A 22428-nucleotide genomic window follows, 5' to 3' on the forward strand; every position below is an offset into this window, starting at 1 on the left:
GAGGAAACAGTGTGAGTGTAACTGAAACGAAAAAGCCTGTTAACCATGTCCGTTTTGTAACGGCTTCTAGCTTGTTCGATGGTCATGATGCGTCGATCAACATCATGCGCCGCATTCTACAAGCGAGTGGTGCAGAAGTAATCCACCTAGGTCACAATCGTTCCGTAGAAGAAGTTGTAAACGCTGCCATCCAAGAGGATGTTCAAGGAATCGCGATCTCTTCTTACCAGGGCGGTCACATGGAATATTTTAAATACATGTACGATCTATTGAAAAAAAATGGTGCGTCTCATATCCGCATTTATGGTGGAGGCGGCGGTGTTATCATTCCAAAGGAAATCAAAGAACTTCATGAATATGGGATTTCGAGAATTTTCTCTCCGGACGATGGGAGTGACCTCGGTCTTCAAGGCATGATCGATCTTATGATGAAGGAATGTGACTTCCCTACCTTCAAGCAAATCGATAATCAGCTTGAGCGAGTGAGCAAGCGTGATCCTCAAGCTGTATCAAGCTTGATCACTCTTGCAGAGAGTTTTGGTGCTGAGCGATCTGAAGAAGTAGCTGCAACGGCTGAGAAAGTCTTCACAGAGCTTAAAGGAATGGAAACATCAGCGCCTGTCATCGGAATCACCGGTACAGGTGGTGCGGGTAAGAGTTCATTAACGGACGAATTGGTTCGTCGATTTATCAATGAATATGAAGAGAAAACCGTTGCGATCCTTTCGATCGATCCAACGAAACAAAAAACGGGTGGTGCACTTCTTGGTGACCGCATTCGTATGAATGCAATCCATAACGATCGCGTCTTCATGCGGAGCCTTGCTACGAGGAAGTCTAAGACAGAGCTATCTCTTTCCATTCGAGAGGCGATGGCTGTCGTCAAAGCGGCTGGCTATGATCTCATCATTATCGAAACGAGTGGAATCGGGCAAGGCGATGCAGAAATCGCTGAGATCGCGGACGTTTCAATGTACGTGATGACAAGTGAATTTGGTGCCCCTTCGCAGCTAGAAAAAATCGACATGATCGATTTTGCTGACCTTATCGTAATCAATAAGTATGAGCGAAAAGGCTCAGAGGATGCACTTCGTGATGTGAAAAAGCAATACCAGCGCAGTCATATGCTGTTTGAACAGGACCTCGATAAGATGCCTGTGTATGGTACGATCGCGAGTCAATTCAACGACCCTGGAACGAACACGCTGTTCAAAGCTTTGATCGATACGATTCAGCGGAAGTGTGGAAATGACTGGGCAACCAATATCGAAACGAGTGAGATCGTTGAAAAGCTCAACCTGATCATTCCTCCACAACGCCAGCAGTACTTACAAGACATTTCAGGCTCTGTACGCCGCTATCATGAGTATGTTGAGAAGCAGGTACAGCTCGCACGTAAAGCCTTCCAGCTTCAGGGTACAATCGAGATGCTTGAAGGGAAAGAAGAAAACGAAGAAACGATCAAGATGCTTTCCAAGATGAAGGATGACAACATGGATGACATGCATCCTGAAACGAAGAAAATTATTGAGAGCTGGCCAGAGGTGAAAGAAAAGTATAGCGGTAAAGAATTTGTCTCTGTAATACGTGACAAAGAGATCGTAACGGAGCTTACGACGAAGAGCTTGTCAGGGATCAATATCCCGAAGGTCTCTCTTCCAAAGTATGAAGATTGGGGAGAAATCGTCCGTTGGGTATTAAAAGAAAACGTTCCTGGTTCGTTCCCTTACACTGCTGGCGTGTTTCCGTTTAAGAGAAAGGGAGAAGATCCAAAGCGCCAGTTTGCTGGTGAAGGTACTCCTGAACGGACGAATCGCCGCTTCCACTATCTATCGAAAGATGATGACGCAAAGCGTCTGAGTACGGCTTTTGATTCCGTGACGCTTTACGGAGAGGACCCTGACTACCGCCCTGATATTTACGGGAAAGTTGGGGAAAGTGGTGTAAGCATTTGTACACTCGATGATATGAAGAAACTGTATGCCGGTTTTGACCTCTGTGCGCCATCAACATCCGTTTCAATGACGATCAACGGGCCTGCGCCTATCATCCTCGCGATGTTCATGAACACTGCGATTGAGCAGCAGGTTCAGCGCTTTGAAGAAAAAGAAGGGCGTAAGGCGACAGACAAAGAGCTCAACGAAATTAAGGCGATGACGCTTAGCACCGTTCGTGGAACGGTTCAAGCTGATATTTTAAAAGAAGATCAGGGGCAGAATACGTGTATCTTCTCTACTGAATTCGCACTTCGTATGATGGGTGACATTCAGGAATACTTCATTAATAACGAAGTTCGAAATTACTATTCGGTTTCTATTTCCGGATATCATATCGCTGAAGCTGGCGCGAATCCGATTTCGCAGCTCGCATTTACACTTGCGAACGGGTTTACGTACGTTGAGTATTACTTGAGTAGAGGAATGGACATCAACAAGTTTGCACCAAACCTTTCATTCTTCTTCAGTAACGGATTGGATCCTGAATATACGGTGATCGGTCGTGTAGCAAGACGAATCTGGTCGACTGTGATGAGGGAGAAATATGGTGCGAACGCTAGAAGTCAAAAGCTTAAGTACCATGTTCAAACGTCAGGACGCTCTCTTCATGCACAGGAAATGGACTTTAACGACATTCGTACAACGCTTCAGGCGCTGATGGCGATTCAGGATAACTGTAACTCACTTCATACAAACGCGTATGATGAAGCGGTTACGACACCTACGGAAGAATCCGTGCGCCGAGCAATGGCGATTCAGATGATCATTACAAAAGAACACGGACTCAGTAAGAACGAAAATCCACTTCAAGGATCTTTTATTGTTGAAGAACTAACGGATCTCGTTGAGGAAGCGGTTCTGACAGAATTCGAACGCATCAATGCACGCGGAGGCGTTCTCGGTGCGATGGAAACTCAGTATCAGCGCGGTAAGATTCAAGAAGAATCGATGTATTATGAGATGCTGAAGCACACGGGTGACCTTCCGATCGTAGGGGTGAACACATACAAGAATCCAAATCCACCTGCTGAGGAAGAGTGGAACATGGAGCTTGCAAGAGCAAGTAAAGAAGAGAAAGAACAGCAGATTTCAAACCTTAAGGAATTCCAGGAAAGAAATGCTGGTGAAACGGAAGATGCTCTTCGCCGTTTGAAGCAAGCTGCTCTTACGAAAGGAAACATCTTTGAAGAATTGATGGAAACGGTAAAAGTGGCGAGCCTCGGTCAGATCACGACTGCGCTCTATGATGTCGGTGGGAAATACCGTCGAAATATGTAGACGGGTAATAGCTTGTCAAACGAATCGGTTCATATTATTGTAGGAGGAAGGATAGTCCTTCCTCCTATTACGTTTGCGAATAGACGCCTTTTTTGGACAAATCCTTCGATTGAACTAGATTTGTTTAAAAATCGTAGCATAGATTGAGGAAATTTGTTTATAATGAATGGTATGATTTTTATAAAATAAGAAAAACTATCTATTTGGATACCTAACATAGCTTGTTTTTCATATCATTCGGGTAAAGTATTCAGAGGAGAGAATTGAAAGGGAGTGCCGATACTATGAGTACCTTAAATCAGTTGTCTGCTGATGACATTCAAGAGACATCAATGATCGATATTATGTTTTATATTTTGCAAGATGAGAGAAAACCAGTTTCTTTCTACACGCTAATGAGCCAGATTGGAGATATGAAGGGACTTTCATCTGAAGAGGTTCAGGGACGTCTTGCTGAAGTTTATACGAACCTAAATACAGATGGCCGCTTCGTAACACTTGGCGATAATCAGTGGGGTCTGAAAAGCTGGTACCCTGTTGAGCAATCCCAGGAAGAGCTCGCTACGACGATCAAGCCAAAGAAACGCAAGAAGTCTGAAGACGACGAAGACGTTTTCGATGATGACCTTGAGGACGAATTGGATGATCTAGAAGTTGACGATCTTGACGATGACTTCGATGCAGATTTCGATGACGATGATGCAGAAGAGTTTGATGATGAAGATATCGACGATGACGACGATGATGATGATGACGACTTTGAAGATGACGAGGAAGACACCAAATAATTTGTGTCAGTTCTTGACTTTCAGGCTCGAAGTCGGTAGAATCATTTTTGGGCTTCACCAATAAACGAATAATATAATGATTAATATAAAACAAAAGTGCCCCCCATCTATGGGACAGGTGTCACTTTTGTTTTTTTTATTTTATTAAAAAGCACCTGACAATACATTCGAATAGGAACACGTCGGTCAATCGTCTTTTAAGAAACAATGGCAATCGAATGAATCCTTTCCCTTTTTATAAGGGTAGAATACTAACAACGAGGGGGCATAAATATGACAACAGGTAAGCAGAAGAAGTATATATTTGTAACAGGCGGGGTTGTATCGTCACTTGGAAAAGGGATTACAGCAGCATCACTCGGCCGCCTTCTAAAAAATCGCGGAATCAGCGTAACAATTCAAAAATTCGATCCTTACATCAACGTTGACCCAGGAACGATGAGTCCATATCAGCACGGTGAGGTATTCGTAACAGACGATGGAGCGGAGACTGACCTTGACCTTGGGCACTATGAGCGTTTCATCGATATTAACCTTTCGAAGAACTCGAACGTAACGACTGGTAAAATCTACTCATCCGTTCTTCGTAAAGAGCGTAGAGGAGATTACCTTGGAGGAACAGTTCAGGTAATCCCACACATCACGAACGAAATCAAAGAGCGCGTCTTCCGTGCGGGTAACGAAACGAATGCTGATGTCGTGATCACTGAAATCGGTGGAACAGTCGGTGACATTGAAAGTCTTCCTTTCCTAGAAGCGATTCGTCAGATCAAGAGCGATATCGGTAAAGAAAACGTGATGTACATTCACTGTACGCTCGTTCCATACTTGAAAGCTGCTGGTGAGATGAAAACAAAGCCAACTCAGCACAGTGTGAAAGAATTGCGTAGTCTTGGTATTCAGCCAAACGTAATCGTCGTGCGTACAGAGCAGCCGGTTCCTCAAGATATGAAGGATAAGATCGCATTGTTCTGCGACATCGATCCTCATGCTGTAATCGAAGCACAAGATGAAGAAACACTTTATCAAGTACCACTTTCTCTTCAAGCACAGAAGCTAGATGAGATTACGTGTAACCACCTTAAGCTAAACTGTCAGGAAGCAGACATGGTAGAGTGGAAGCAGCTTGTTGAAAAGGTACAAAACCTTTCTAAGAAAACGAAGATTGCCCTTGTTGGTAAATACGTTGCCTTACAGGATGCTTATATTTCCGTTGTTGAATCCATGAAGCACGCAGGATACGCGTTCGATGCAGATGTGGATATTAAATGGGTAAACTCTGAGCATGTTACGCCTGAAAACGTACATGAATTGCTATCAGATGTTGATGGTATTCTTGTGCCTGGTGGATTTGGAGATCGTGGAATCGAAGGGAAAATCACGACGATCCAATATGCTCGTGAAAACAAGGTTCCTTTCCTTGGAATCTGTCTTGGTATGCAGCTAGCTTCTGTTGAGTTCGCACGAAACGTTCTTAACCTTGAAGGAGCTCACTCTGCAGAAATTAAACCGACGACAAAATATCCGGTCATCGACCTCTTGCCTGAACAAAAAGACGTTGAAGATCTTGGTGGAACGCTTCGTCTCGGACTCTATCCTTGTAAGCTTGTTGAAGGAACGAAAGCTTTCGCAGCTTATGAAGATGAAGTTGTCTACGAGCGTCACCGTCACCGCTACGAGTTCAGCAACCAGTATAGAGCTGAAATGGAAGAAGCAGGATTCATCTTCTCAGGTACAAGCCCTGATGGCCGCCTAGTTGAAATTGTGGAAGTTCAGGACCATCCTTGGTTCGTGGCATCTCAATTCCACCCTGAATTCACATCAAGACCAACTCGCCCTCAGCCATTGTTCAAAGAATTTATCGGTGCATCAATTGAAAATCAATAATAAAAAACAGGGTGTCAGCTGACACCCTGTTTTCTCTATATCTCGACTCCGTGCTCATCAAGAATTTCCTTTGTTGTTAAATAAATCGCATGGTATACAAACAGCGCGACAAGAAGGGAAGGGTGACCGATCCGTTCACCGTCTTCGTCCGGAACGAGTCCTGTTGTAAGCCCTGTGTTAATATAAAAGTGAACCGTGTCTTCGAGAGCTTGAGCTTCATCTTTACGACTTGCGGCAACACCTACGACGGATGCTCCACTTTCTTTATACTCTGTAGCGAGCTGTGCAAATGATGAGTCGTCATTAAACTTGCCAAACATCAAGACGGTATCGCGATCAGTCAGCTCTGTGTTCGGTTCAAGAATAGCGCATGATGGGAGAGCGTCCGCTCCATCGATCGCTTCGAGAGCAACGCCCTGAAGTTCGTTTTGCCCTTTAAAATAAACCTTACCGCCACCGGTAATCGTTTGAGCTAACAGGCGTGATATATCTTCAATGACCATCTCGTGGTTATCTTGTATATGTTTGAACTTACCCATCAATTGCGTTGTAAATATCTTTAGCATAAGGTCACTGCCTTTCTTTAAAAATGGTTCGATACATATTATAACGTGATAGCAAGATGGAAGCGAGCCGTGCTAAGAAGGATAATGCTTGTAAATAGCGAATTCATACTAAATAGAATCTGTAATCGGGAGGCAATGATATGAAAAAGAAAATCTTAATAGTTGATGACCAATACGGAATACGGATCCTCCTTAATGAAATTTTTCAAAAAGAAGGCTACCAAACTTATCAAGCTGCCAATGGAGTTCAAGCATTGGATATCGTGAAGAATGAAGATCCTGATCTTGTGATTCTGGATATGAAGATTCCAGGCATGGACGGATTGGAAATCTTAAAACGGATTAAGAAGATGGAAGCAAGAGCACTCGTCATCATCATGACTGCTTACGGTGAGCTAGACATGATTCATGAGGCGATGGATCTCGGAGCGATCACGCACTTCCCGAAACCTTTTGATATCGATGAAATTACAGAAGCTGTAAAAAAAGAATTGTCTGCGATCTCTTAGTAGAAGAGGTAGCGCTTACATAAACAAATCCTATTAAATCAAGCTTTTTCCCCTTCTTTTGTAGATTTGATATGCTATAATAGAACCGTGTTTTTGGAGTGTTTGCACAAGTGACGATTGAAATTTCACGGTACATACATAAAATTTATGTGTTTGTGCCATCTTGAATAAGACCGATTATTTCGAGAAGGCATTTTGTGAGCTCTAACAACAAGTATCTCTTTAACAACGATGCTTTAGGTTCCGACCGAGCAATCTTATTTAATATCAAGGAGGAAGTACCATGCCTTTAGTTTCTATGAAAGAAATGCTAGAAAAAGCTAAAGCAGAAGGCTACGCTGTTGGCCAATTTAACCTGAACAACCTTGAGTTCACTCAAGCGATCCTTCAGGCTGCTGAGGAAGAAAAATCTCCAGTAATCCTTGGAGTATCCGAAGGTGCTGCACGCTACATGGGTGGTTTCAAAACCGTTACGACTCTAGTGAACGCATTGATGGAAGAATACAACGTAACAGTTCCTGTTGCGATTCACCTTGACCATGGATCAAGCTTCGCTAAGTGTATGCAAGCGATCAACGCTGGCTTCACTTCTGTTATGATCGACGGCTCTCACTACCCGCTAGATGAGAACATCGCTCTAACTTCAAAAGTTGTTGAAGCTGCACACGCAGTAGGCGTTTCAGTTGAAGCAGAGCTTGGCCGTATCGGCGGACAAGAAGACGACGTGATCGTTAGTGATGCAGAAGCTGCATACGCAATCCCTGAAGAGTGTGAGCGTCTAATCAACGAAACTGGTGTGGATTGCTTCGCTCCAGCACTAGGTTCTGTACACGGTCCATACAAAGGTGAACCAAACCTTGGATTTGACCGCATGGAAACAATCAGCAAGATGACTGGTGTTCCTCTAGTTCTTCACGGTGGTACTGGTATTCCAACTGCTGACGTGAAAAAAGCGATCAAATTTGGACATGCGAAAATTAACGTTAACACTGAAAGTCAGCTTTCTTCTGCAAAAGCAGTTCGCTCTGTACTAGAAGAAAAGCCAGAACTATACGATCCACGTAAATACATGGGACCTGCACGTGATGCGATTAAAGAAACAGTAATCGGTAAAATGCGTGAATTCGGTTCTTCTCAAAAAGCATAAATCTTCATAAAAGATGGAGATCGTATAAACCGCTCGAATCCGGGCGGTTTATAATTTCCATAAACTTCCCCTTCCACCTACTTGACGACTATTTTTCAACTAATTTTAGGCAAACCCGTAAATCAGATAGAAATTTATGTTAAAATTTTTTAGTAAACGCTTTCTAAACAACAGAGGAGGACGTACACAATGAAAATTTTTATAGATTCTGCTAATTTAGATGATATCAAACAAGCTTATGATATGGGAGTTGTAGCTGGAGTAACGACTAATCCATCACTTGTTGTTAAGGAAAACGTAGACTTTCATGATCGTTTGAGAGAAATAACAGACTTGGTGAAAGGCTCAGTCAGCGCTGAAGTCGTATCCATGAAAGCTGAGGATATGATCGAAGAAGGCAAACAGCTTGCAAACATCGCTCCGAACATCACTGTAAAAGTACCGATGAACCAGGAAGGTCTTAAAGCAGTTAAGGCATTTTCTGAGTTAGGAATAAAAACAAACGTAACGCTAGTCTTTTCTTCAAATCAAGCGCTACTTGCAGCTCGTGCCGGTGCTTCTTATGTATCACCGTTTCTTGGAAGACTAGACGACATCGGACACAACGGGTTAGATTTAATCTCTGAGATTTCTGATCTATTTGCTGTACATGGAATTGAAACTGAAATCATTGCCGCATCGATCCGCCACCCGCTTCACGTATCTGAAGCAGCATTAAGAGGAGCAGACATTGGTACGATGCCACTGAAAGTTGTTCTACAAATGCTAGAGCACCCTCTTACAGACAAAGGTATCGATAAGTTTCTTTCTGATTGGAACGAAGTACAAAAAGACTTGGATTAATCGAGATGGAATTGGCATGAACTTCCTGTTTTTGCCCATACTATTCTTATGGAGTTTCACATTTCGACAAATCCATTGCCAGGAATAAGATGCGGACGAAGAAGGGAGACCATTATGGAAAAGTTGATGATCGCCGGAGGCCATCGCTTAAGTGGAACCGTTCAGGTGAGCGGGGCCAAGAATAGTGCGGTAGCACTCATCCCGGCGGCTATATTAGCCGAATCCACTGTCACGATCGACCACCTGCCTAACATATCAGACGTTGGAATCCTACGTGATCTTTTAGAAGAAATTGGGGGACAAGCTGAGCTGGATGGCAATACGCTTACGGTAAACCCTCAAGAAATGATTGCCATGCCGTTGCCTAACGGAAAAGTTAAGAAACTACGTGCCTCTTATTATTTGATGGGCGCGATGCTCGGTCGATTTAAGAAAGCAGTAATAGGCCTGCCTGGTGGATGTAACCTAGGGCCACGTCCGATCGATCAGCATATCAAAGGCTTTGAAGCTCTCGGTGCGAAGGTGACGAATGAGCAAGGTGCGATCTACCTTCGTGCCGACGAATTGAAAGGCGCGCGTATTTACCTTGATGTAGTTAGCGTTGGCGCAACGATCAATATTATGCTCGCTGCCGTTCGTGCAAAAGGACGAACAGTGATTGAAAATGCTGCAAAAGAACCCGAGATCATCGACGTTGCCACATTGCTTTCTAGCATGGGTGCAAAGATCAAGGGTGCTGGAACGGACGTTATTCGAATCGATGGAGTCGACGAACTTAACGGTTGCTATCATTCTATAATTCCTGACCGTATCGAAGCGGGCACCTACATGATCATGGCAGCAGCAATGGGGGACGAGGTCGTAATCGACAACGTGATCTCGCAACACTTAGAGTCACTCATCGCGAAGCTTCGTGAAATGGGCGTAACGGTCGAAACGAATGAAGATCAAGTGTACATCAGTTCACCACGTCAAGGGTGGAAGAGCGTCGATGTCAAAACGCTTGTATATCCTGGTTTTCCAACTGATCTTCAACAGCCGTTCACCTCACTCCTCACAAACGCAGAGGGTAGTAGTGTTGTAACCGATACGATCTACGGAGCGAGATTTAAGCACATTGATGAGCTTCGTAGAATGGGAGCGAATGTTAAAGTTGAAGGTCGTTCTGCCATTATCAACGGAGCAACGAGACTTCAAGGTGCAAAGGTTCGTGCATCAGACCTTCGCGCAGGAGCTGCCCTCGTCGTAGCTGGATTGATGGCTGAAGGCGTAACGGAAGTATCTGGGCTTGAACACATCGATCGTGGTTATGAACGACTTGTGGAGAAGCTCAGTGACCTTGGCGCACGCGTTTGGCGTGAGAAGTTGGATCAAGAAGAGCTAAAAGAAGTAGAGAATACGTAAGAAACAGAAGAAGCGGTTTGAGCCGCTTTTCTGTTTTTAATAAAAATGAAAGCGTTTTACTGCTGGGTACTTTGGGGAGGAGAGCATAATGGAAAGAAGTTTGTCGATGGAACTCGTTCGAGTAACAGAAGCTGCCGCACTTGCTTCTGCTCGTTGGATGGGTCGTGGGAAAAAAGAAGAGGCAGATGATGCTGCTACGTCTGCTATGCGCGATGTGTTTGATACCGTTCCGATGAAAGGAACCGTCGTGATCGGAGAAGGAGAGATGGACGAAGCACCGATGCTTTATATCGGTGAAAAGCTAGGTACAGGTTATGGTCCACGTGTGGACGTTGCTGTCGATCCACTCGAAGGAACAAACATTGTAGCTGCCGGTACATGGAATGCTCTCGCTGTCCTTGCTGTTGCGGACCATGGAAACTTGCTTCATGCACCTGACATGTACATGGACAAGATCGCGGTAGGACCAGAAGCTGTTGGAAAAGTCGATATTAATGCTTCTGTTCTAGATAATCTAAAAGCAGTAGCAAAAGCAAAAAATAAAGACATCGAAGACTGCGTGGCGGTCATATTGGATCGCAAACGTCACGAACAGATTATAGAAGAGGTACGTTCTGCTGGTGCAAGAATCAAGCTCATCACAGATGGAGATGTCGCGGCTGCGATCAATACTGCTTTTGAAGATACTGGAGTCGACATCCTGTTTGGTTCAGGGGGAGCCCCTGAAGGTGTCTTAGCTGCAGTTGCACTCAAGTGTCTCGGTGGTGAGATCCAAGGTAAACTGCTTCCACAGAACGAAGAAGAGATGCGCCGCTGCCGTGAGATGGGAATCGTAGACGTTTCTCGCGTATTGCGCATGGAAGACCTCGTTAGAGGAGAAGACGCCATTTTTGCTGCAACAGGCGTGACTGACGGTGAGCTATTGAAAGGCGTTCGCTTCAAAGGAACGGCTGGAACGACTCAATCTGTTGTTATGCGAGCAAAATCTGGAACCGTTCGCTTCATCGATGGCAAACATAGCTTGAAAAAGAAACCCGACTTAGTGATAAAGCCTTAATTTTTGGAAAGAGTGGTGCTGTGATAGCAGCATCGCTCATTTCATGTTGAATATTCTTAAAGAATCTGGTAAAACTATAAGGTGCTACATTATTTTGCTGTACTTTAAGAAGATTTAACCCTATCATGAGGTTTAACCTATAAAATTTTAAACTATGTTTAATTGAGCACAAGAGAAACGATCGTTTAGCAATACCTTCGTTGTGCACTTCCTCTACTCTCACATAAGAGATACCTGCATGGAAAAGAATACTAGCCTCTCATGGGATCTCACAAACTCTTTCTTTTTTCGTACGTAATTTTAGTTAGAAAGCAATAACAGCTATTCATATTCGTAGTACTCTCTTCTCCTTTAATCCTTTTTTCTAGGAAAAACTAGCATTATTATAAATTAAAAGTGTGGTGTCAACATGGCAGTAAATTTATCTGATTTAGAACAAATGAATTTAAAAGAACTGTATGAGCAGGCTAGAAAATACAAAGTCTCCTACTACAGTAAGCTGAACAAAAAGGAACTTGTATTTGCGATACTAAAAGCGCAGGCAGAGCAGTCTGGTCTTCTTTTCATGGAAGGAATTCTTGAGATTATTTCATCTGAAGGATTTGGCTTCTTACGTCCGATCAACTATTCACCGAGTGCCGAAGATATTTATATATCTGCATCTCAAATCCGTCGATTCGACCTTCGAAACGGGGATCGCGTATCTGGTAAGGTGCGTCCACCGAAAGAAAACGAACGTTACTATGGTCTTCTCCATGTAGAAGCAGTTAATGGGGATGACCCAGATTCATCAAAAGAACGCGTTCATTTTCCGGCTCTAACGCCTCTCTACCCTGAGAAGCGAATGGAATTTGAAAACAAGTCCAATAACCTTTCGACTCGTATCATCGATATGATCGCGCCTGTAGGATACGGTCAGCGTGGTTTAATCGTTGCACCTCCTAAGGCTGGTAAAACGATGCTTCTAAAAGAAATCGCAAATAGTATTACAACGAACCACCCTGACACGGAGCTCATCGTTCTTCTGATCGACGAACGACCTGAGGAAGTAACGGACATCGAACGTTCTGTTGATGGAGACGTTGTTCACTCGACGTTCGATGAGACGCCAGATAACCATATTAAAGTAGCCGAGCTCGTCCTTGAACGTGCGATGCGTCTTGTTGAACATAAAAAAGACGTTGTCATCCTTCTCGATAGTATTACACGTCTTGCTCGTGCTTATAATCTTGTGATTCCACCAAGTGGAAGAACACTTTCTGGTGGTATCGATCCAGCAGCATTCCATAGACCAAAACGATTCTTTGGTGCTGCCCGTAACATCGAAGAAGGCGGAAGCTTAACGATCCTTGCAACTGCACTTGTGGAGACAGGCTCTCGTATGGATGACGTCATCTATGAAGAGTTCAAAGGAACAGGTAACATGGAGCTTCACCTCGATCGCAAACTTGCTGAGCGCCGCATGTTCCCAGCCATCGATATTCGCAGATCCGGAACAAGAAAAGAAGAACTTCTTCTTCCAAAAGAACAGCTTGAAATGCTCTGGACGATCAGAAAGAGCATGGACGACTCATTTGAATTTGTCGATAACTTCCTGAAGCGACTAAGAAAGACAAAAACAAACGAAGAAATGTTCAACTTGTTTGAGAAAGAGAAAAGCGGAGCTGGCCGTTAAGACCCGAAGGCGGTGGAGCCTTTTCGAAGGAACACGATTTGTGTGTTCAATCGAAAAGGTGAAGCGCCACGAGGGTCTGGCAAGCGCAGCTGGATCAAGAAAAGCGGAGCTGGCCGTTAAGACCTGAAAAGCGAAACGAGCCCGTTTAAATCCGTAGGTCGTTGGAGCCCGCGAGGATGAGACGTTTTTTGTCTCGCCCGAGGGGGTGAAACGGCCGAAGGATTTGGCTTGTGTAGCTGGACTTCGACAAGCGGTGGAGCCTTTTCGAAGGAACACGAAACACGAGGGTATAGCCTGTTTAGCTAGATACCCAGCGGAAAGACAACTGAAAATGGCTTTCTTATGATCGATTGCATTGTGGTATGCTCCCTGCTATAATACTTCTGTATGTGCAGAAAACCGTCAGCTTCGTTTGTCGGTTTTAGATAACTCTGTTTCCTAAGGAATCAGGGCGGAAGGAGATGAAATTCATGAAACAAGCAATTCACCCAGGTTATGAGAAAGTAATGGTTAAGTGTGCTTGCGGTAACGAATTCGAAACAGGATCTACAAAACAAGACGGGGTCAACGTTGAGGTTTGCTCAGAGTGTCACCCGTATTACACAGGACGTCAGAAGTTTGCTGACGCTGGTGGACGTGTAGATAAGTTTAGAAAAAAATACAACCTTAACGGTTAATGATAAGAACAGGCAAGTATCCTTCTTGCCTGTTTTTTTAACACTTCAAGGAGTTTTAAACCTTTAAAAGGGGAATATATAGATTAGACGATGTCTTTTCGGTAGGGAGAAAGGAGAAGCGGTTGCATGCATGTCATGAAACACAACGGCTGGATTGAGGTCATTTGCGGTAGCATGTTTTCTGGAAAATCAGAAGAATTGATCCGCCGTGTAAGAAGAGCAACTTATGCGAAACAGAAAGTTCAGGTCTTCAAACCAAAAGTTGATAACAGATATAGTGAAGAGTCCGTTGTGTCTCATAATGGCACATCGGTTATTGCTGTGCCGGTAAACGACTCAACAGCGATACTTGATCGTGTGGCTGAAGATACAGATATGGTCGCAATCGATGAAGTGCAATTTTTTGATGATGGAATTGTGGAAGTTGCCCAGCAGCTTGCTGACGAAGGCGTGCGCGTCATTGTGGCAGGTCTTGACCAGGATTTCCGTGGTAAAGCATTTGGACAGGTTCCAGAGCTTCTCACAGTAGCTGAGTCCGTTACAAAGCTTCAAGCCATTTGCGTAGTCTGCGGCTCACCAGCAAGCAGAACACAGCGCCTGATCGACGGCAAGCCAGCTCACTACGACGACCCGATCATTCTAGTTGGAGCTTCAGAGTCATATGAGCCACGGTGCCGCCACTGCCACAAGGTTCCAGGCAAACCAACGGCTAGAGATTTACAACAAGAAGAAATTACAAGATAGTTAGAAGAAAAACCCGGGGAACCGGGTTTTTTTAGTTGGAAGTTAGAAAAGCGGAAGCGTCCGCTTAGACCCGAAGGCGGTGGAAGCTTTTCAAGGGAACACGATTTGTGTGTTCAATTGAAAAGGTGAAGCGCCACGAGGGTCTGGACGCTGCAGCTAGCCCAAGAAAAGCGGAAGTGAGCGTTTAGAAACGGATATATTGGAGCTCTCGAAAAGGAACACGTTCTTTGTGTTCCATTTAGAGAGTGAAATATAGGAGTTTCTGCGAACTGCAGCTAGCCCATAAAAGCGGAAGCGTCCGCTTAGACCCGCTCCCAAACGATAATCACTCTAATTAGCTAATAAAAACTCATTCTGGACAATTAAACCCCGATTTGGCTAATAAAATTTCATTTTAGACAATAAATCACGATTTTGGACAATAAACACTGCCCACTCCGGCCCAAGAACCCCCATTCCCGCACAAAACCCCTCACAGCAACTCGAAATCGCCCTCTAACTAACATAATTTAACTGCTTTACCCTCCTATAAAGTCGGACACCTTAAGAACAGGAGGTGTTTTAGAATGAAAGTGGTTTGCGCAGTTTTACTCTCATCACTAATGTTATTCACTTCGGCATGTTCCCCTCTTAAGCCACCTGAATCAAATGGTGCAGCTGGTGAAGGTCAACAATTGAACACGGATATCAATCTGAACCCAAATTCGTACCGAAATATGGGTGTAGAAAAGCCGACGATCAGTGATGACCAGAACAAAATACGTGAAGTTGTAGAAGCAGAAGGGCTAGATGCTGGCGCTGTTTCGATCAATGGAAATCACGTGTGGGTGAATGTGAAGTTTGAATCCGTAGAAGCGATGGATTTGAATGAGCAGCGACGAAGATTAGCTAAGAAAATTTATCAAGCGGTGCCAAGATACAAAGTGCACGTTCGAGCTAGATAAAAGCCCTCTCCCAACTATGTGGGAGAGGGTCATTTTAATGTTGTGCTCTTCTTGCTCCTTGTTGAATCGGGTCCCATACGCTGTTATATGGAGGAGCGTATGCGAGGTCAAGGTCTTCGATATCATGAAGCGTCATTTGGTGGAAAAGGGCAGTGGCGAGAACGTCGACGCGTTTATCCACGCCATGCTTTCCGATAAACTGACCTCCTATAATGCGTTCGTTGTCATCGCGGTAAATGAGCTTTACATTAAGCTCTCTCGCGTCTGGGTAGTATCCAGCAATATCAGTTGCCCGAGTTGAGCAACTTGTGAACGGTAGATTTAGCTCTTCTGCTTCTTTAGAAGATAATCCAGTTCGTCCTAATGTTAAGTCGAAGAATTTAATAACGGACGTGCCTACGATTCCTTTAAACGTGTTTGAGTGTCCGATCATATTGAGTCCTGCGATACGGCCTTGTTTATTGGCTGTTGTGCCGAGAGGGATGAAGTCATCGCGCTCTTTAACACGATGGTAGTGTGTTGCACAATCACCTGCAGCATAAATATCTTCTATGCTCGTCTCCATATAACGATTTACTTGGATGGCGCCATTCTTAGCAGTATGAAGCCCGCATTCTTGAGCGAAAGCTGTGTTCGGTTTTACTCCGATCGAAACGAGAACGAGGTCAGCATCATACTCCCCTTTATCTGTGACAATTTTTCTGACCCGTGAATCACCTTGCAGTTCCTCGACAGACTCATTCGTGTGAACAGAAACGTTATTTCGTTCTGCTTCTTCGTGAATGTGTTCAGCCATATCTTCATCAAAGATGCCGCCGAGATAGGGACCTCGTTCGATGATGCGTACTTCTTTACCAATCTCGCGAAATGTTTCTGCCATCTCGAGACCGATATACCCGCCGCCGATGATGGCAACGTTCTTTATCGATTCTGTTGTATCTTCCATCACCTTTTCTGCGTCTGGGATCGTTTTTAGTGTATGTACACCTTCGAGGTCAATTCCTTTCCAGTCTGGCTTGATGGGACTAACGCCTGTTGCGATCAGTAATTTATCGTAGCTTTCTTGGAAGTTCTCACCCGATTGAAGGTTCTTTCCCTTCACAATCTTGTTTTCCGTATCGACCTCTGTTGCTTCATGATAGACTCTTGCATCGATACCGTACTTCTCACGGAACGTATCGACAGTTCGCGCGATCAGTTTTTCTGTGGATTCAATTTTTCCACTAATCACATAAGGTAGCCCACATTGGCCGTATGAATAAATATTTCCTTTTTCAAGTGTCACGACCTCTGCTTCTTCATCGTTTCTTACGATTTGCATCGCTGCGCTCATACCTGCAGCATCTCCACCTATAATCACGACTTTCATGGAAACAACTCCTTTTAAGTAAAAAATACTGTAGTTAGTTTACCCTATTCATAGAAAGTTCAAGCTATTTTTGCTTTTGACGAGCCATTTATCCTATACTATAATTAGAATGTTATGCAACGAAAACGAGGTGAAAGATCTTGTTAGAACGGTTAGAAGCTGTAGAAGAACGTTATGACAAATTGAACGGGCTATTGAGTGATCCTGAAGTGATCAGTGATACCCAGAAGTTACGTGAATATTCCAAAGAACAATCAAGTCTTGAGGAAACGGTACAGGTGTATCGTGAGTATAAGGAAGTGCTTCAAGGAATCAAGGATGCGAAAGCGATGCTTGAAGATGAGAAAGATCCTGAAATGCGCGAAATGGTGAAGGCTGAACTTGCTGAACTTACGCCGCAGGAGGAAGAGCTCGCTGAAAGACTTCGCATTCTCCTATTGCCTAAGGATCCGAACGATGATAAGAACGTTATCATCGAGGTTCGTGGAGCAGCTGGTGGAGATGAAGCTGCTTTATTTGCTGGTGACCTTTATCGCATGTACAGCCGTTATGCAGAAGCACAGGGCTGGAAATCTGAAGTGATCGAAGCAAGTTACACAGAGCTAGGTGGATTTAAGGAAATCATCTTCATGGTAAACGGTGAAGGTGCTTATTCTAAAATGAAGTACGAAAACGGTGCTCACCGTGTGCAACGTGTGCCTTCTACTGAATCAGGAGGGCGTATTCACACATCTACTGCAACGGTTGCGGTACTTCCTGAAGCAGAAGAAGTGGAAGTTGATATCCATGAGAAAGATATCCGCGTGGATACGTTCACTTCGAGCGGACCAGGAGGACAGAGTGTTAATACGACGATGTCAGCTGTCCGTTTAACACACGAACCGACTGGTGTCGTTGTATCTTGTCAGGACGAAAAGTCACAGATCAAGAACAAAGAGAAAGCAATGAAAGTTCTTAGAGCACGTGTATATGATAAGTTCCAACAAGAAGCTCAGAAAGAGTACGATGAGAATCGTAAATCAGCTGTAGGTACAGGGGATCGCTCTGAGCGAATCCGTACGTATAACTTCCCACAGAACAGAGTTACGGATCACCGTATCAACTTGACGATTCAAAAGCTTGATCAAATTCTGCAAGGTAAGATGGATGAATTTATCGATGCTTTGATTACAGAAGAACAAACTCGCTTGATGGCTGAAGCTGGAGAGTGACCTTATGAAGACAGTATTCGAAGCCCTTACGTGGGCTTCTTCTTTTTTAGAAGACCATGGACGAGAAGCTTCTTCAGCTGAGTGGCTGCTGAAGCAAGAGTTAAATGTATCACGAACAGAGTTGCTGCTTAGAATGAGAGAGGAAATGCCTGACTTTGAGGGCTTTGCACAAAAAATACGCGTTCATGCATCAGGAGTACCAATTCAGCATCTTGTGGAGCGAGAGGAATTCTATGGGCGAACGTTTCGGGTGAACAAGCATGTGTTAGTACCTAGACCTGAAACGGAGGAGTTAGTAGAAGGAATCGTCTCTCGCGGACAAGCGTTATTTGGTGAAAAGTCGCTCTCTATCGCTGATATCGGAACGGGGAGCGGAGCGATTGCAATCAGTTTAGCGCTCGAGCTTGACCGTGCTTCTGTAACGGCAGTCGATATTTCTGAAGAAGCGCTGACTATAGCGAAAGAAAATGCGAAGATACTGAAAGCACCGGTTTCCTTTTTACACGGCGATTTAGTAGATCCTCTTAAAGGAAAGCAGTTCGATATTGTGGTTTCGAACCCACCATACATTTCACAAGAGGAGTATGAAGAGCTAGATTCCCTTGTGAAAGATCATGAGCCAATTCTTGCCCTTGTGGGTGGTGAAGATGGATATGATTTATACCGCCGCCTTGCAAATGACCTGCCAGACGTAATGGCAAGTCCTGGTCTAATTGGATTTGAAGTAGGGGAGAAACAGGCACGTACGGTTGCTGAAATGCTTCGTGTTTCATTCGGAGATCGCATAGAAGTAGACGTTGTAAACGATATAAGCGGTAAAGAACGCATGGTGTTCGGCACGATAAAATAGCCCCGTCGAATCGGCTCGCAATCTGGTGAAGAGTTCAATGTTTAAAACATTGTATTCTGGCCAGAATGAGTGCTAGAAGGGACGGGGATACAAATGAAAAGCGGACTTATAAATCTATTAATCTCATCTTTTATTCTTTTTTCAAGTCTTCAAGGGTCAACTAGTCTTGCAACAGAGCAGCAGATCATTCCAGACGAAGCGATTCGTCTTCGTATATTAGCAAATAGCAACAGTGAAGCGGATCAAAATGTAAAGCGCCGTATCCGCGATGAAGTGAACGATTCGATCAATGCTTGGGTTGCAAACTTAACGTCGATCGAAGCTTCTAGAACGGTGATCAAGGGACACTTGAACGAAATTGAAGCGATCGTTAAGAAAGAGCTAGAGGCGATTGGCAGTAACGATACGTTTAAGGTGGAATTCGGAGAAATCGCTTTTCCTACTAAGCTTTATGGAGATATGGTATACCCAGCTGGAACATACGAAGCGGTACTGATCACGATTGGTGAGGGTCTTGGCGATAACTGGTGGTGTGTATTGTTTCCTCCACTTTGTTTTCTAGATTTTTCAAATGGTGATGCAGTACAGGCTGAAACAGCTGAGCCTGTAGAAGAGGCTGAGGAAGTAGAAGTAGAGTTCTTTCTAGTACAAGTGATTCAGGATTTGATAGATTGGATCAAAGGATTGTTCGCTTAACTGTTCTATTATCCTTCTTTTTCGCATAAAACGTTAACAGAACAACTTTTATGCATCGAAAAGGAGGATGATAGATTTGTTTCTTGTAAGAGAGGCGACTTCCAAAGATGAAGAAGCAGTGAAAAATATTGTGAAACGATCAGGGCTTGAAGTGGACTTGCTTCCTGATATAGAATCATTTTTGATCGCAGAAACGGAATCGAAAGAATTGTTCGGGGTCATTGGACTTGAGAAACACGGGCGATCGGGTCTGCTTCGTGCGCTTGTGTTAAATAGTGCTGAGTCCACTTCTGAACGACTTTTACGTTTCTTCGATCAAGTGATTGCATATGCGAAGAAATGTAAGCTAGAAGAGCTTTATCTAACCTCGAATGAGGAATCATTTTTCTTTCAAGTTTTTGGTTTTTCGACAATTAGTCGCGAAGAACTATCTGTAGACATAAAACAAAATAGGTTATTCAGAGAGAATTCTTCGAACAGGGTGATCATGAGGCGCCAGTTGAACTTCTAACTTCTCCATCAACAGATTTATACACAGATCGATCGTGTTTTATCCACATTATGTGGACTAATTTGTTGAGAATGAAGAAAGTGCTTCTGCAAATCATGTAGAATCCTGCTGAATAACCTCTCTTTATCCCGAAACCAATGGGTTTATCGGCAATATGTGTATAAGAGGGTGAATAACGTGGGAGGTATCCACACAAATGTTTGGTATGTGGATGGTGATGTGGATATAGATAAACATTATCCACAGATTGCAGAAGCAGCCGAAGTGTTAAAACAAAATGAAGTTGTTGCGTTTCCAACTGAAACGGTATACGGACTTGGCGGGAATGCACTCTCAGAGCAGGCAGTCGCAAAGATTTTTGAAGCGAAGGGAAGGCCAGCCGACAATCCGCTCATCGTTCACGTTGCAAGTCGTCCACATGTGGAAAAGTTAGTACCTGAAATTCCGAGCGAAGCGGCTCAGTTGATGGATGCTTTCTGGCCAGGTCCATTAACGATCGTCCTACGTGGAGGAAAAGGGGTTGCGACGAACGTTACCGCTGGGCTTGATACAGTGGCTATTCGCATGCCTGATCATCCGGTCGCGCTTGCTTTACTAGAAGCAGCAGATATCCCGTTAGCTGCGCCTAGCGCGAACCTTTCTGGTAAACCGAGTCCTACGACTGCAGCGCACGTTATTCATGACTTAACTGGAAGGGTTGCTGGTGTTGTGGATGGTGGAGCAACAGGAGTAGGACTCGAATCCACGGTAGTTGATTGTTCTGGTGATACGATTACAATCCTGAGACCAGGCGGAATTACGAAAGAACAGTTAGAAGAAGTGGTCGGTCATGTTGAAATCGATCCGGCGCTAACAGATGAAAGTCATAAACCTAAATCTCCAGGTGTGAAATATAAACATTATGCACCGTCTGCACCAGTAACACTTGTGGATGGGACGAGCTCTTTTCTCCAAGCGATTGTTGATAAACGGAGGAAACAGGGTTTGAAAGTAGGCATATTAGCAACGGAAGAATCAGAATCTGGATATCAAGCAGATGTCGTGATACCTTGTGGATCAAGAAGTGATCTCGTCACAGTCGCTAATCGCTTGTACGATGTTCTTCGGAACTTCGACGAAGCTGAAGTAGATGAGATCTACAGTGAAGTTTTCACAGAAGAGGGCGTTGGTGCTGCAGTAATGAACCGGTTATCAAAAGCTGCTAGCGGAAACGTAATAAAAGAATAGTAAAGTGCGAGCATCCAACTAGGGTGCTCGCTTTTCTTATTCTCAACATAAAAATCACCCGAACGCCGGGTGATTTTGGGTGCTAGTCCTATTTTCGCTTTTTCTGAACAAATTCTTCAATCATCATTTTAGTTACGTAAGAACGTGTTGGAATCGATCCTTGTTTAGCGAGTTCGTTTATTTCGGAAGTTAATTCGTTGATTCGGTCGAGTGAATAAGGTTCATTAGCATGACAATGTTCGATTGCCTTTTCGATTGCTGCTTCTCGTTCTTTATCTAATTGTATAAATAGGTTGATTTCACGATTTTTTCTTCCAAGCTGTGATGAAATGTCTCTGTGTACGCTCATTGAGTATAGCCTCCAAAAGTTTGACTTATCCTAGAATCATTTCCCTTATCCTACGACTCTTAACCTATTATTGCGCCTTTCTCTTCTATTTTCAAGTGGACGTGCATAAAAGTGGAATAGCACGTCCCGGGAGGGGAGAGTATGATTTCCACGGCGCTTATTGGAGAGCTCGCGACATTGAGTATCATGGCATTGGCTCTCGGAATGGATGCTTTTTCAGTTGGACTAGGTATGGGAATGATTCCGCTTCGTATTCGTCAGATTGTTAAGATTGGTATCGTAATCGGGTTGTTCCATATGGGGATGCCCCTTGCTGGTTTGTTGATCGGAAAAGTGATCTCCGTTCATTTCGGCAGTATCGCATCGATGATTGGAGGAGGTTTGCTGCTCATCTTAGGATTGCAGATGTGTCTCTCTTCGTTTACATCGAATGATAAGCCTTTTGTAAAACCGCTCGGCATCGGGTTACTATTGTTTTCTCTTAGTGTGAGCTTGGATAGTTTCTCGGTTGGATTGAGTCTAGGTATTTATGGTGCAAGAGTAGTCGTTACGATCGTCTTGTTCGGTCTGATCAGTATGATGTTGACGTGGGCTGGGTTAATCATAGGAAAAAAGTTTCAGAACGTAATAGGATCATATAGTGAGTTATTCGGTGGATGTATCTTGTTCGGGTTTGGATTAAAGCTTCTCGTTATATAG

General features: G+C 44.0%; 21 protein-coding genes. 18 read left to right on the forward strand and 3 right to left on the reverse strand.

Annotation, left to right across the window (positions count from 1 at the left end):
* Positions 1-11 precede the first annotated feature (11 nt).
* From icmF to ACXADT_RS04780, 3 genes are all read left to right on the forward strand, one after another.
* Positions 12-3275, forward strand: coding sequence for a fused isobutyryl-CoA mutase/GTPase IcmF (gene icmF / locus ACXADT_RS04770; RefSeq protein ID WP_474833390.1), 3264 nt, complete (start codon positions 12-14; stop codon positions 3273-3275).
* 284 nt (positions 3276-3559) lie between these two features.
* Positions 3560-4063 carry a DNA-directed RNA polymerase subunit delta gene (rpoE, locus tag ACXADT_RS04775; protein WP_474833392.1) on the forward strand — a complete coding sequence of 168 codons (504 nt, stop codon included), beginning with the start codon at positions 3560-3562 and terminating at the stop codon, positions 4061-4063.
* A gap of 273 nt (positions 4064-4336) precedes the next feature.
* Entirely contained in the window at positions 4337-5950 is a 1614-nt protein-coding gene (locus ACXADT_RS04780) for a CTP synthase (RefSeq protein ID WP_270180405.1), read from the forward strand.
* 35 nt (positions 5951-5985) lie between these two features.
* On the opposite strand, the gene ACXADT_RS04785 is transcribed toward ACXADT_RS04780, so the two are convergent.
* Positions 5986-6516, reverse strand: a complete 531-nt coding sequence (locus ACXADT_RS04785) for a DUF2529 family protein (RefSeq protein ID WP_474809991.1) — start codon at positions 6514-6516, stop codon at positions 5986-5988.
* A 140-nt stretch (positions 6517-6656) separates the two neighbouring features.
* On the opposite strand from ACXADT_RS04785, the gene ACXADT_RS04790 reads away from it, so the two are divergent.
* The 9 genes from ACXADT_RS04790 to ACXADT_RS04830 all read left to right on the forward strand — a co-directional run bounded on the left by ACXADT_RS04790 (position 6657) and on the right by ACXADT_RS04830 (position 15516).
* Positions 6657-7025, forward strand: a complete 369-nt coding sequence (locus ACXADT_RS04790; protein ID WP_270180403.1) for a response regulator — start codon at positions 6657-6659, stop codon at positions 7023-7025.
* Positions 7026-7308: 283 nt separating this feature from the next.
* Entirely contained in the window at positions 7309-8172 is an 864-nt protein-coding gene (gene fba, locus ACXADT_RS04795; protein WP_270180402.1) for a class II fructose-1,6-bisphosphate aldolase, read from the forward strand.
* 189 nt (positions 8173-8361) lie between these two features.
* Entirely contained in the window at positions 8362-9015 is a 654-nt protein-coding gene (gene fsa, locus ACXADT_RS04800; RefSeq protein ID WP_270180401.1) for a fructose-6-phosphate aldolase, read from the forward strand.
* A 114-nt stretch (positions 9016-9129) separates the two neighbouring features.
* A complete protein-coding gene (locus tag ACXADT_RS04805) occupies positions 9130-10419 on the forward strand; it encodes a UDP-N-acetylglucosamine 1-carboxyvinyltransferase (RefSeq protein WP_270180400.1) in 1290 nt (429 codons plus the stop codon).
* An 88-nt stretch (positions 10420-10507) separates the two neighbouring features.
* Complete coding sequence (glpX, locus tag ACXADT_RS04810) at positions 10508-11476, forward strand: class II fructose-bisphosphatase (RefSeq protein ID WP_270180399.1); 969 nt, start codon at positions 10508-10510, stop codon at positions 11474-11476.
* A gap of 409 nt (positions 11477-11885) precedes the next feature.
* Positions 11886-13151 (forward strand): transcription termination factor Rho, encoded by a 1266-nt coding sequence (gene rho / locus ACXADT_RS04815; protein WP_474833394.1) that lies wholly within the window; start codon positions 11886-11888, stop codon positions 13149-13151.
* 470 nt (positions 13152-13621) lie between these two features.
* Positions 13622-13828: a 50S ribosomal protein L31 gene (rpmE, locus tag ACXADT_RS04820; RefSeq protein ID WP_270180397.1), complete on the forward strand. Its 207-nt coding sequence runs from the start codon at positions 13622-13624 to the stop codon at positions 13826-13828.
* Positions 13829-13954: 126 nt separating this feature from the next.
* Complete coding sequence (locus ACXADT_RS04825; RefSeq protein WP_474833396.1) at positions 13955-14572, forward strand: thymidine kinase; 618 nt, start codon at positions 13955-13957, stop codon at positions 14570-14572.
* Between the two features lie 566 nt (positions 14573-15138).
* The gene (locus tag ACXADT_RS04830; protein WP_270180395.1) at positions 15139-15516 is read left to right on the forward strand and encodes a hypothetical protein; all 378 of its coding nucleotides are present in this window, start codon (positions 15139-15141) and stop codon (positions 15514-15516) included.
* Positions 15517-15550: 34 nt separating this feature from the next.
* On the opposite strand, the gene ACXADT_RS04835 is transcribed toward ACXADT_RS04830, so the two are convergent.
* The gene (locus ACXADT_RS04835) at positions 15551-16885 is read right to left on the reverse strand and encodes a CoA-disulfide reductase (protein ID WP_474833397.1); all 1335 of its coding nucleotides are present in this window, start codon (positions 16883-16885) and stop codon (positions 15551-15553) included.
* A 140-nt stretch (positions 16886-17025) separates the two neighbouring features.
* Between ACXADT_RS04835 and prfA the strand changes: the two genes are divergently transcribed.
* From prfA to ACXADT_RS04860, 5 genes are all read left to right on the forward strand, one after another.
* Positions 17026-18096 carry a peptide chain release factor 1 gene (prfA, locus tag ACXADT_RS04840; protein ID WP_270180393.1) on the forward strand — a complete coding sequence of 357 codons (1071 nt, stop codon included), beginning with the start codon at positions 17026-17028 and terminating at the stop codon, positions 18094-18096.
* A gap of 4 nt (positions 18097-18100) precedes the next feature.
* Entirely contained in the window at positions 18101-18946 is an 846-nt protein-coding gene (prmC, locus tag ACXADT_RS04845; RefSeq protein WP_474833399.1) for a peptide chain release factor N(5)-glutamine methyltransferase, read from the forward strand.
* A gap of 93 nt (positions 18947-19039) precedes the next feature.
* On the forward strand, positions 19040-19642 hold the full coding sequence (gene spoIIR / locus ACXADT_RS04850; protein ID WP_474833400.1) for a stage II sporulation protein R: 603 nt from the start codon (positions 19040-19042) through the stop codon (positions 19640-19642).
* 76 nt (positions 19643-19718) lie between these two features.
* The gene (locus ACXADT_RS04855; RefSeq protein WP_474810001.1) at positions 19719-20153 is read left to right on the forward strand and encodes a GNAT family N-acetyltransferase; all 435 of its coding nucleotides are present in this window, start codon (positions 19719-19721) and stop codon (positions 20151-20153) included.
* A gap of 186 nt (positions 20154-20339) precedes the next feature.
* Positions 20340-21380, forward strand: a complete 1041-nt coding sequence (locus ACXADT_RS04860; protein WP_474834648.1) for an L-threonylcarbamoyladenylate synthase — start codon at positions 20340-20342, stop codon at positions 21378-21380.
* A gap of 88 nt (positions 21381-21468) precedes the next feature.
* Here ACXADT_RS04860 and ACXADT_RS04865 read toward each other — a convergent pair whose 3' ends face one another.
* Positions 21469-21729, reverse strand: a complete 261-nt coding sequence (locus ACXADT_RS04865) for a DUF2533 family protein (protein WP_270180389.1) — start codon at positions 21727-21729, stop codon at positions 21469-21471.
* A gap of 141 nt (positions 21730-21870) precedes the next feature.
* On the opposite strand from ACXADT_RS04865, the gene ACXADT_RS04870 reads away from it, so the two are divergent.
* A complete protein-coding gene (locus ACXADT_RS04870) occupies positions 21871-22428 on the forward strand; it encodes a manganese efflux pump MntP (RefSeq protein WP_270180388.1) in 558 nt (185 codons plus the stop codon).

This window comes from Anaerobacillus sp. ABR4_321, from assembly GCF_056158505.1.